Genomic DNA, 11,501 nt, shown 5'->3' with positions numbered 1-11,501 from the left:
CGCCGGTTCCGCCTGCGCGAGACGCTGCCGCGACTTGCGACCGCGATGATGCGGTGCAAACCATGTCCGGAGCCGCGTCTGCGGATTGCGAGCAACTTTCATGGCTGAGAGTCGGGGCTAATCAGGTATGTAATTGCTGAGCTGCTGGATCACTCGGACATACAGAATGTCGCCGTGTACACCGAGAACACAGCTAGCGAAGCGTCGGTCATCGATGAGCTCGTGGGAAAAGATCTCGCGCCGTTCGCGCAAGCGTGTCTGGGGAAGCTCGTATCCAATGAGCGAGAGGCAATCAGGGGTCGCGATCCGCGCAGCAGGGTGCCAAACGGCAGACTCAATGCGGTGGGTTCGTGCGGGAGCTTCGGATTCTGCGCGCTGGGATTCAGTGCTTGCTATACATGTCAGCACTTCCAGCCTTGGATAGATGGACCCCACGCCGAGGTTCTTGAGGACCTTTACTGGGAAAAAGAGCGTATGCGAGAGCTGAACTGCTCGGAGGCTGTCTTGTCCTCAAAGGATCGTCTAATCCTTGCGGTGGAGCATTGCGTTGCGTTGTGCGAAGCGGCGAAGAATGTGCCGGGCGAAGGCTTTCTGGAGGGTGGGGATGGCGATCACAACTCCCATTGACTCTATGTCCCGCGTGGATCAGGCTGCGAAATCTGGCCTAGAAAGCTTCATAAGTTCCGCGAAGGAGTTGGTTGCATTTGGTGCGAGGGAGAAGTGGGATAACATTCGATGGCAGCAGGGCGATGCTGTAGCGATATTTTCTACGCAGATTGGGAAGGCCGGTGAGCGGAAGCCTGCGGCCTTTGAAGAGCCTTTTATGCAATTCGCTAAGGCATACGTTCGATATCGATACAGCTACAGGCCGGTTAAGGGTCTTGCGCCACTCATGCGCGCCCTTCGTTGCGTAGAGGCGGGACTTCTGTCGGTGCGCGGACGGGCTGACATACTTTTGCTAAACGGCGCTGTCATGGACGCTAGCGCGGAAAAGTGTAGAGCGTTCTATAGTGAAGCAGCAACTCAGGCCTCAACTGGAACTCACCTTGTACAGATGTTTGATTTCGTTCGCGAAAACGAGTGGGTGCGGGGAATTCCAGCCTGGAAGTCGCCATTCGGCAAATCGCGATTGCTTCGTCGATCAGTTGGAATGGACGGTGAGCGCCTACGCGCGTCTAAACTTCCCTCAGATGAGGCGGTTTTCGCCGTCGCTGATCTATTCGCCAACGCACACGATGCCGAGACGAAATATTTTACCGCAATCGCAGCCATTCTCATGGCGGCACCTGGTCGTATTTCCGAAGTGTTACGGCTTTCCGTCGACTGCATTCAATGGGAACGGGATGACCGTGGTCAGCAACAGATGTTCCTGCGATGGTGGGCAGGTAAGGGCAAGGGGCCGACCAAGAAGTGGATAGTGCCTGTGATGCAGGACGTGGTGACGGAAGCCGTGCACCGCTTGCTCGAGATCGGTGACCCGGCAAGGAAGGCAGCGCGATTTGCGTTCGACAACCCACATCGGTTCCTCAGGCACGACGGCTGTATTGCGGATCCGGATACCACCGATAGGAACTTGGCACCGCATGAGTTCTGCGCGGCAGTTGGCGTCAAATGTCCTGGGGGAGGGCGGTTGGCAGATGGTTCGCACTCATGGGTCCGGCTTTCGGTTGGGAGAAAGCTGGATGACCTGGTGAAGCTGGGCCGCACTAGCTACAAAGATTTGGCTCGGTACGTGTTTGACTGTTACAGCGGACCGTTCTGGCCCTATATAGACCGGGAAAACACTGTAAAGGCCTGGGATGCTCTGTGCCTGCATCGCTACAATGAGTTTCACAAGGTTTACACGGTGAAGCACTTTTCGTGGCGGATCGTTGATCCCTCGGAAGTTGCAATTAGGCTCAAGCCTGATGTGGGTAGATCGCTTTTTGATAGGGACCCTGCTCGGAAGGGTGCAGGGTCGAGTATTAAGGTTTCGACTCACCAGTTCCGTCACTGGCTCAGTACGATGTCAGAGCGAGCTGGAATGGATGCTTATACTCTGGCTCGTTGGGCGGGAAGAGCTAGTGTTGCGGACAACTGCCACTATGATCATCGCACTCCGGAAGAGCGGCTGGTAGAGGCGGATGCTCTAATTGCAGCAGATGGTGCTACGTTGCTCGAGCGCTTTCGTGGGCGGCAGCCGGTAAGCTATGAGGAGCTTGGTGTTCAACGCTTAGGGTCAGCCAAAGCGACTCTTTATGGAATGTGCGTTCACGACTATTCCATGTCACCTTGTCAAAAGCAGGCGGATTGCATCACCTGCAGTGAGCATGTGTGCATCAAAGGGGATCATGTGACCCTGGAGCGCCTAAGGAAACTTGAGTGCCAGACTGAGTTGCTTCTGGAAAGGGCGCAGCATGCCCGTGACTGCGGTGATTTCGGGGCGGATAGATGGGTTGACAGTCATAAGTGGAAACTGGCACACGTTAGAAGTATGCGCGTGTTGCTGGAGCGGCCGCATGTGCCCGACGGAGCTCTCGCTAGGATTCCATCGGCATTGGACCCGTCTCCCATCTCTCGCACACTAGCAGCGATTGGCCTGCAGGAGAGTCCCCGATGGGAAGTCTCTAATGGTGAGGGTGCTTGGATTACGCTGCAAGAGGATGACCGCAGTGCCGAAGAAAATTCTAAATAAGTCTGCCGTGGCCATGGCCTTGCGGGAGCTTGATCGATGGCAGGGAAGGCTCACTTGGTCTGCCTTCTGTGAGAGGGTGGCCAAGGTTTTAGGTGTAGATTCAATCTCGCGCCATACGCTATATCAGAATGGCCAGATTGGCATGGCATTCAGGCAGAGAAAGCGGGATATGAGAAATGAATCTGTAGCCGGTCCATCAGACTTTACTTTGGAGGTGGCTGTGCGGCGAGTGGCTGACTTGGAGGCACAGGTTGCGCGTCTAGAGGCCACAAACGGCCTTTTGATTGAGCAGTTTGTAAGGTGGCAGTACAACGCATACGCCAACAACGTGAGAATGGATGCTCTGTCCCTTGATCTGCCCCTGCCTCCCGTAAATCGCGCGGGCCGTCGACGGGCGCGTTGAAGTTGCGGCGCGTGGCGAATTTTGAACAATTAGCCCAGCGAGTTCTAACGTGACTTCAATGTATCGTTCGCACTAGACGGACTCTTAGCGCGCATACTCTGGGGTACGTAAATTTGGAACTATGAACCGACGTTGCGGTCGTAGTCTAGTAGATCAGGGGATTGCCCGTGCTTGAGCCGATCATCCAGAACGAGGGCACTACCGCCCGAGAGCGCCACCTAGCGAAACTGGCATCTGAGCAGTTCTTCGGGCTGTGGTCTTATCCTGGGCTGGCGCGCCCAGCAAAGAAGGGAGTCAACAAGGAGCTTGCCGACCTCACTGTGGTCTTTGGCGACGACATCATCCTGTTCTCGGACAAGGACATTGCATGGCCGTCGCACCCAGACATAAAGGTCGCATGGAGTCGTTGGTATCGTGAATCCATCCTTGCTTCTGCCACACAGCTTTGGGGGGCTGCCAAACACCTTCGGGGACCCAAGCCAGCCATCTATCTTGACGCTCGCTGCCAGGTGCCATTTCCATTGCCGACGCTCTCAGAGCGGACGCGGATTCATTTGGTGGCAGTCGCAGCCAACAGCACGTTGCCCGCCCGCGATTATTTCCGCACGATCGGTGGACCAGGAAGTAGTGGCACGTTGATGCACGCCTTCGGTGCCCCGGACATTGTAGAGGGGCGGCGTCCATTCGTGGTCGGGGACCTCGACCCGCGGAGGCCCTACATCCACATCCTAGATGAAGAGAGCCTTGACCGGGTGGTAAGGGAACTTGGCACGATTGGTGACTTCATTCACTACCTAACCGAGAAGGAAGCGGCTGTCCGCAGTGGGCTGTTGCGGATGTACAGTGGCGAAGAAGAGCTGTTGGCATTCTACCTTCAGGAAGCGCGACCTGATGGATACGGGAATTTGCCCTTTGCGCATCGAGAGCTTCCTCCTGACCACTGGGTTCACATTCCAGAAGGGGAGTGGCGAGCATACGAGAACTCAACTGCGTACAGCGTTCGTACGCGCATGAGGGAGCTTGCACGGTCGTGGCATGAACTCATCGATCCCTTCAGTACTGCGGTCCTGGCCGCCGATACGGGCGAGGCCAACGATACCCCGTTGGACATGCATGAAATTACGCTTCGCGTTGCGGCATCAGAGAATCTTATGTCGCGTGCACGACTCGGCACGGCCTTCGCCGAGAAATACCAAAGCGTTCCTCCCGGGGTGCGGAGCTCAAGGGTAGTGTCTTCGCAATGCCATCCTGAGCGGATCTATATTTTCGTCTTTGTTCCTTGGGTTTGGCAAAGCGCAACGTACGAGGAATACCGAGAGTATCGGCTTTCGGTAATGCGAGCGTATGCAATAGTTGCCCCCCTCAAGTTTGCTAATGCAACTGAGTTCATCGTCCTCGGCGCGCAGACGCACGATGCTACAGGCGGGCGCTCGGAGACCATGATCTACGCAAAGTACGACGGCCCCCTTGATGCGGAGCACATTGCCCAAGCGCATGATCTGATGACCTCTGAGGGGATCATGGCGGACATTCCGACTCAATTCTCGCGCTGCGGTCCGGCCCGGCAGGAATTGCCTCGCCGCTTCACTCGTAATGAACCATGCCCTGTGGCTCCCTAAAGAAGAATAAGAAGTGCTGCAACATCGCGGGACCTCGATATAGCAAGATTTACGCAGCGACCATCGGTTAGCGGCAATGTGCCGGTCTCATCTTGCAGAGACATCATTGACCACGGTACTCACGCCATCCTATGGGGAGTATTGATACACCAAGCAGAGAGCCGTCAAGCGTGCATCGGAGAGCGGAAGCTTGTGCCGGCTGGCCACTCTGTATAAGAGCTTGGCCAATTTATAGGGGGGGGGGCGTCCCAGGACACTCGGCGGTCCAGTGCGATCAGGCGCCAAAAAATGCTCTGTGCAGATCCTCCAACGCCAGTGAGGCCAATCGATCCCCTTTTGATAGCGTTGTCTTAGGGCGGCTTCTGCTGACTTAGCTCCCAGCGGCTTCTATGTTGGCCGGCATCCGGAGGCAGGACTGGTAACGGCACCATAACTGAATAGATTCATGTGCGCGTGCAATCTCTAACGCGCTAAAAAACAAGTACTTAGGACGTCAATCGTAGGGCCCGACCGCGGTTCGAGCCAGGTAGGCAACTGAAGGCGTTAGCGATTACACGCGGTCCATAGCTAAGCTGACCGAGGTGCCCGCCCGATCCAGCGTGCCGCATTGAGCAAGTTGGATCGCGATGACGACCTGGTGACCTTCGAATTTGGCCCGATGTATCCGGCCATAGCGCCGTTCTTTATGCCTGTGGATTAGCCTCCCTGCACAATAGCTTTTCGTTCAGTAGCCCTCTAGAGCTAAATGCCTTAGGTGTACGCAAAGCTTCTAGATAATGCCTGAGCAACAGCTTGAAATAAGGCGAACCCTTGGCTATGAGGCTCTCACACTCTCGCCATCACTGCGGCCAGAAGTTCGGCTTGCTTGGCTTGAGCGGCATTGATGCTCTGCTCTAGCATATCGCACAGTCGCATTAAGGCGTCGACGCGGGCCACGATGCGTCTTTGTTCATCCAACGGAGGGATTGGCATCGGGATTTCTTTCAACTTGGAAGCTTTGATGCCCGTGGCAGTCATGCCAGTAGCGTCGGCCCGGAGCCTGCTCTGGAATATCTCGGACATCATCACAATCTTGAGGAACTCCGCAATCTCTGGAGCGTGAAGCTGGACGCAAATGACACGCTGGGCTAAAGCGAATTCCCCTGGGATGTCTATGATTGCGACGTTTCCAAGAGGCGCTTCGGTAGTGAACAACATATCGCCAACGCGCGGAAATCCTCGCGTCATCCATTCGCTGTAAGCTGAAACTGAAACATATTCACGCGGTTCACGGTTGATGTAACCGAAACGGACGTTTTTCGCTGTAATGAGCGGAATTCCAGCATCCACCTTCTGAGGGGTTCTACCGCGATAATCAATGAACTTCGCGAGGTTTCCTAGACGACAATACGTCCAACCATCCGGCCTCCCACAATACTGCTCGTTATCGCTAACGTCTGGCTCAGCACGCGTTTTCAGCCCCTCCTCTCTCTCGCGACGCATCTTCACAACTTCGACTTTCTTCAGAAATTCAGAGGCTGGCGCTTCCGCCGCGTCTTGCAGAACCAGCTTGCCCATCACAGCCAGTTGCAAAATGGCCTTGCGGAGCTCGGTCACATCCTCGCGAGTGCTGACCAGAGTATCGAAGTGGTCGCGCAGTTGCGCGGCGGCGGCATCGTCGCCGGCCAGCCATTGGCGAATAACGGCTGCGCGGGCTTCGCCGCGCTTGGCTTCCTGGGCGGCGCGATGCATTTCCATTTCGTCGCAGCGGGACAACAGCTCGTCGATTCGAGCCACGATGCGCTTCTGTTCCTCCAGCGGTGCGAGCGGAATCACTAGATCCGTGAAATATGGCGTTGGCACGCGCTTCTGACCTGCGGAGCCGGTCATCTTGCCAGCAGCCTTGTCGATGAAACCCGGGTTCTTTAGGAAATAGAGAAGGTAGCGCTGAGCAATGGCATTGAACGCGTTGCGAAAGACGTGCAGCTCCGTAGTTCCCGCCCCAATTCCGTTCGGCAAGCCTGAAAAGACGCATGACTTCGCGTTCTCGAAGCATGGCGTGATTTTCGCCATGCCGACATCTCCGTCGGCAAAGTGCGTGTAGCCTTTTTTTATGTCGCCCCACTTACGTGGTTCAAAACCATGGCCAGTTTCGTAGTCTCTGGGAATTAACGGCATTGGGACGAATCCAGCTTCCGCGTCGTCGTCCTCAACATCATTTCTCGGATTTATCAAGCCGATTTCACCAAGCCGCACCCATTTCCAATTTGCGGGAACTTCGTAGGGTATTTCAGCATTGGCAATTGGCTCCAGCGGCTTGGGCTTACGGATTATCCCTGCCGTTACTAGTGCCGTCTTCGCCACCGTGATCTGCTTGATCAGTTCCGAAGCTGGAGCCTCTTTCGGGTCTTGCGGCACCAGCTTGCCCTGCATTGCCAAGGCCACAATCAACTGGCGCAGACGCATCATCCCTTCCGGTGCGGCGAAGGCTATGTCGAACAGGGGCTCGAGCCACTCACTATGGCTCTCAGTTTCCGCCAGTAAGGCTTTCATGCGCTGCGCTCCAATCCCGCCAACAGCGTCGCCTTAAGCGCTTGTTGGGTCGCTTGCACTTGAGCCGAGAGTTGCTGGTATTCGGCAAGGAGGTCTTCCGGCTCGGCGTGGATCACATCGACTTGGTGCGGGTTCTTGCAATCAAGACTGTAGTTCCGGGCCTCAATCTCCGCCGCACTCAGCTTCCACGCGTGCTGGGTGGTCTTACGGCCTTTGCGTGCCGCTCCGCCCCACCACTTTTTCTCCAAATCGAATTCGGCGATCGTCAGCGGCTTGCTGCGGGAGTAGCTCTTGTAGCCGGCCGGATAGGGATGCTCGAAGAACCATACGTCTTTCGTCGGACCACCCTTGTCGAAGAACAGGATATTTGTGGCGATGCTGGTGTAAGGAGCAAACACGCCCTTTGGCAGACGCACGATGGTGTGCAAATTGAACTCCTGGAGCAGTTCGCGCTTAAGCGTAACCTTCACACCTTCGCCAAAGAGAAAGCCATCAGGCAGCACTACCGCCGCGCGACCCGTATCGTGCTTGAGCAGGTGCATGATCAGCGCCATGAATAGGTCGGCAGTCTCGCGGGTTTGATGCTTGCTTAGGAAGTTCTTCTCGATACCGTCCTCTTCCATGCCGCCGAACGGCGGATTGGTGAGGATGATGTCCACCCGCTCGCGCGGTGAGTAGTCCTTGTACGGACGACTCAATGTGTTGTCGTGCTGGATGTTGATTGGCACGTCAATGCCGTGAAGCATCATGTTGGTGATGGCCAACATGTGCGGCAGCGGCTTCTTCTCCACGCCGTGGATGCTTTCCTGCAGCCGCTCCTTGTCTTCCGGCGTCTTAACCTGCCTATTCAAATGCTCGATGGCACAGGTCAGAAAGCCTCCGGTTCCGCAGGCCGGGTCAAGGATCCTTTCGCCCAACCGCGGGTTGATCACGTCTACCATAAACTGGGTGACGGCACGTGGTGTGTAGTACTCGCCGGCATTGCCCGCAGACTGCAGGTCGGCCAGTATCTTCTCGTAGATGTCATTGAACAGGTGGCGATCGCTGGATGAATTGAAGTCGACGTCCTCTTCGATCGTGTTGACGACCTGCCGAAGCAGGGTGCCCGACTTCATGTAGTTGTAGGCATCCTCGAACACCGCCCCTACTACCTTACCCTGGCGGGACACCCCGGCTCGGGTAGCCAGCGCCTTCAGTGCAGGAAACAAGTCGTTGTTAACAAAGTCGATCAGCTCCTCGCCCGTGATGCCTTCTGGGTCTTTGGCCCAGTTGCTCCAACGGAAGCGGCTCGGCAGCGGGGAACGATAGTTGGGCTGAATGGCATCCCATTCCTGCTCCTTGTCGTCAAATATCTTCAGGAACAGCAGCCAACAGATCTGACTGATACGCTGGGCGTCGCCGTCGACGCCCGTATCCTTACGCATGATGTCCTGGATGGACTTGATGAGCGTGGTGATTGTCATGTTGCGTGGGTCTTTTCAGTGAATCAGCGCATCAGGCGCCGTAAATGGCTTGTTCCAGCTCGGCCAAGGCCGACTGGTATTTGTCCTTGCCGCCGAAGGCGCGAATCAGCTCGATTGGTGTACCGAGCTGATTGATCGGGGCAATGCTGAGGATCTGCGTTTCTTCGATCGGGCCAACGCCTTCGTCGGCGTACTTGTCCAGCAAGGCCACCAGCACGCTCCGAGCCTGTTCGCCGTACTTTCCGAAGTAATTCCGCTTTTTAACGTTTTCCGCGCGTTCGCGTCGCGTTAACGGAGACTGCCCCCAGGCCACGTGGCAGAGCAGATCGAAGGGATCGAAGGCTCTCCCCTGTTGACCGACTTCCTCGGCGAGGGCATCGAAGAAAACGCCTTGCTCGGCTAGCTCGTCGATCACCGCCTGCTTCTTCTGCGCGCCATTCCAGCGCTTGAGGAAGTCGCTCAAGCTCGCGAACTCCTTGCCAATGGTCTTGCGGGTGTAGTCCTTCAGCGACTCGGTGATCAGCCTGCCGTCGGCGTCGAAGTACTGCACGCGCTCACCCAACACCCGAACCTCGACGTTGGCAACCACATAGCGGCGCGGCTTGTCGTCGTCATCGCCGTCACTCACCGGCTGAGAGTTGGGACTGGAACCCTGGGGATAGTTGCCATCGGGATCGAGGCTGACGCCTGCCACAGTGACGCCGTCAGTAGCCGTGGATTCCGGCGGCATGATGGGGTCATCCCCGTTCGGTTCGTAGATCTGCACAGGGTCGCCATCGAAGGCCGGGTCAGCGAAAAGCTCAGTTGCCTTCTTGAAATCGAGGATGGTGAACCAGTACTTGCCGTAATCCTCGTTGATACGAGTGCCGCGACCAATGATCTGCTTGAACTCCGTCATGGACTGGATGCGCTGATCCAACACCACAAGCTTGCAGGTCTGTGCGTCCACACCAGTGGTCATTAGCTTGGATGTGGTGGCGATGACCGGGTACTTGCTCTCCGGGAAAATGAAGTTATCCAGTTCCTGCTTGCCTTCTTCGTTGTCGCCAGTGATACGCATCACGTACTTGGAGTTCTGCGCGACCAGGTCAGCATTCTCGTTCACTAGCGCCTGACGCATGCGCTCAGCATGATCAATGTTGTCGCAGAAGACGATGGTCTTGTCGAAACGGTTGCTGGCTTTGAGGTAGTCGCTGACCTTCTTCGCCACTAGGCAGGTGCGCTGTTCCAGCACGAGATTGCGGTCGAAATCCCGCTGGTTATAGATTCGGTCCTCGATCTCATTGCCGTGCTTGTCCAACATGCCCTTGTCTGGCCGCCAGCCGGTCAGGTCCTTATCGATATCGATTCGCACGACCTTGTATGGCGCGAGGAAGCCATCTTCGATGCCTTGGCGCAGGGAGTAGCTGTAAACCGGCTCTCCGAAGTAATCGATGTTGGAGACGTCCTTTGTCTCTTTGGGCGTGGCGGTCAGGCCAATCTGGCTGGCATTGGAGAAGTACTCGAGGATCTCGCGCCAAGCGGAATCCTCAGCCGCACTGCCGCGGTGGCATTCGTCGATGACGATCAGGTCAAAGAAGTCCGGGCTGAACTGCTTGTAGATATTCCTCTCTTCCGCGGTGCCAGTCACCGCTTGGTACAGGGAGAGATAGATCTCATAGGACTTGTTCGCGTGGCGCTTGGCGATCTTTGTCATCGCCGGGCCAAATGGTTTAAAGTCGTTCGTCATGGTCTGGTCGACCAAGATGTTGCGATCGGCCAGGAACAGGATTCGCTTCTTGGCTCGCGACTTCCATAAGCGCCAGATGATCTGGAACGCGGTGTAAGTCTTGCCGGTTCCCGTGGCCATGACGAGCAAAAGGCGCTGTTGCCCTTTGGCGATGGCCTCGATGGTCTTGTTGATTGCCAACAGCTGGTAATAGCGGGGGGTCTTGTTGCTGCCGTCACTGTAATAATCCTGAGTAACGACCTGCTGTTGGTCCTCGCTCAGGCCTTGGTGCTCCGCCCATAGTCGCCAAAGAGCTTGCGGGCTCGGGAATTCGTGCAGGGCCAGCTCGCGTTCGATCACCCCGTCCTTGGCAATGCGGTTGTGGAACAGGAAGCCATCGCCATTGCTGCTGAACACGAAAGGTACCTGCAGCATCTCGGCATAGGCCAGCGCCTGCTGCATACCATCGCCCAGGCTGTGCTTGTTGTCCTTAGCCTCAATCACCGCAATCGGCTGGCCAGGCTTGTGAAACAGCGCGTAGTCGGCGCGCTTTGGCTGGGCACGGGTATGCATTTGCCCGCGCACGATCACCCGCCCTTTGGTCAGCGGGAACTCTTCTCGGATCTGGGTGACGATGTCCCAACGGGCCTTCTCAAGGGCCGGAGTGATGAACTTGGTACAGATGTCCCGCTCAGACAGAGCCTTCTTGTTCACTCCTTCCCCACTTTGCCCTTGGCGGCCGACTCGGCTTGGGTAATTCCGTGCTGCTGCGCGTACTCAAGGATCAGGGATTCGATCATCGAAGCGGCCGAACGGCGCTCACGCTCGGCGGCCAGCCGGAGCAGGTCCTTGATCTCCGTCGATGTACGGATCGACAGCGTCTCGTTTTTCAGCTGCTTCATGCGGCCTCCCCGAAAGCCGAAATGTACTGCAAATGTACTGCATTTTGAGCATGCGCCGCAAGTGGAGGTGACAAGCGTGCGACGCTAGGAGCAGCGCGCTAGAGCGCGGGTTGTGGCTGGTTATCGAGCTGCTGAGTGTCAGCTATGGATAGCGGAGCTGCTATTGGGGAATCTACTTATTTTAGCCCAATTGGTTAAAA

The 11,501-nt window shown here is 56.4% G+C and carries 6 protein-coding genes and 1 pseudogene; 3 read left to right on the top strand and 4 right to left on the bottom strand.

All coding sequences use genetic code 11. From position 1 onward, the window contains the following. From OC534_RS18435 to OC534_RS18425, 3 genes and pseudogenes are all read left to right on the top strand, one after another. A pseudogene (locus OC534_RS18435) lies at nt 1-108 on the top strand (IS1595 family transposase); the annotation flags it as partial. Between the two features lie 946 nt (nt 109-1,054). Then, nucleotides 1,055-2,674: a hypothetical protein gene (locus OC534_RS18430; protein WP_262072353.1), complete on the top strand. Its 1,620-nt coding sequence runs from the start codon at nt 1,055-1,057 to the stop codon at nt 2,672-2,674. 570 nt (nt 2,675-3,244) lie between these two features. Continuing rightward, nucleotides 3,245-4,696: a hypothetical protein gene (locus tag OC534_RS18425; RefSeq protein ID WP_262072352.1), complete on the top strand. Its 1,452-nt coding sequence runs from the start codon at nt 3,245-3,247 to the stop codon at nt 4,694-4,696. Nucleotides 4,697-5,521: 825 nt separating this feature from the next. Here OC534_RS18425 and OC534_RS18420 read toward each other — a convergent pair. The 4 genes from OC534_RS18420 to OC534_RS18405 are packed head-to-tail and all read right to left on the bottom strand — an operon-like array spanning nt 5,522 to nt 11,301. Continuing rightward, complete coding sequence (locus OC534_RS18420) at nt 5,522-7,228, bottom strand: restriction endonuclease subunit S (protein ID WP_262072351.1); 1,707 nt, start codon at nt 7,226-7,228, stop codon at nt 5,522-5,524. Beyond that, nucleotides 7,225-8,691 (bottom strand): class I SAM-dependent DNA methyltransferase, encoded by a 1,467-nt coding sequence (locus OC534_RS18415; protein ID WP_262072350.1) that lies wholly within the window; start codon nt 8,689-8,691, stop codon nt 7,225-7,227. The genes OC534_RS18420 and OC534_RS18415 overlap by 4 nt, the downstream gene beginning before the upstream one ends. 31 nt (nt 8,692-8,722) lie before the next feature. Beyond that, entirely contained in the window at nt 8,723-11,113 is a 2,391-nt protein-coding gene (locus OC534_RS18410) for a DEAD/DEAH box helicase family protein (RefSeq protein WP_262072349.1), read from the bottom strand. After that, nucleotides 11,110-11,301 carry a hypothetical protein gene (locus tag OC534_RS18405; protein WP_262072348.1) on the bottom strand — a complete coding sequence of 64 codons (192 nt, stop codon included), beginning with the start codon at nt 11,299-11,301 and terminating at the stop codon, nt 11,110-11,112. The genes OC534_RS18410 and OC534_RS18405 overlap by 4 nt, the downstream gene beginning before the upstream one ends. Nucleotides 11,302-11,501: the final 200 nt, after the last annotated feature.

Origin of the sequence: Stenotrophomonas sp. Marseille-Q5258, assembly GCF_946900935.1 — a bacterium.
Lineage (GTDB): Bacteria > Pseudomonadota > Gammaproteobacteria > Xanthomonadales > Xanthomonadaceae > Stenotrophomonas > Stenotrophomonas nematodicola.
This window is presented reverse-complemented; position numbering and strand designations above follow the sequence as displayed.

What these genes read in the sequence shown, in the direction of transcription:
- OC534_RS18430 (WP_262072353.1), top strand. Translation starts at nt 1,055, where the DNA reads ATGTTTGATTTCGTTCGCGAAAACGAGTGGGTGCGGGGAATTCCAGCC.
- OC534_RS18420 (WP_262072351.1), bottom strand. Translation starts at nt 7,228, where the DNA reads ATGAAAGCCTTACTGGCGGAAACTGAGAGCCATAGTGAGTGGCTCGAG.
- OC534_RS18415 (WP_262072350.1), bottom strand. Translation starts at nt 8,691, where the DNA reads ATGACAATCACCACGCTCATCAAGTCCATCCAGGACATCATGCGTAAG.
- OC534_RS18405 (WP_262072348.1), bottom strand. Translation starts at nt 11,301, where the DNA reads ATGAAGCAGCTGAAAAACGAGACGCTGTCGATCCGTACATCGACGGAG.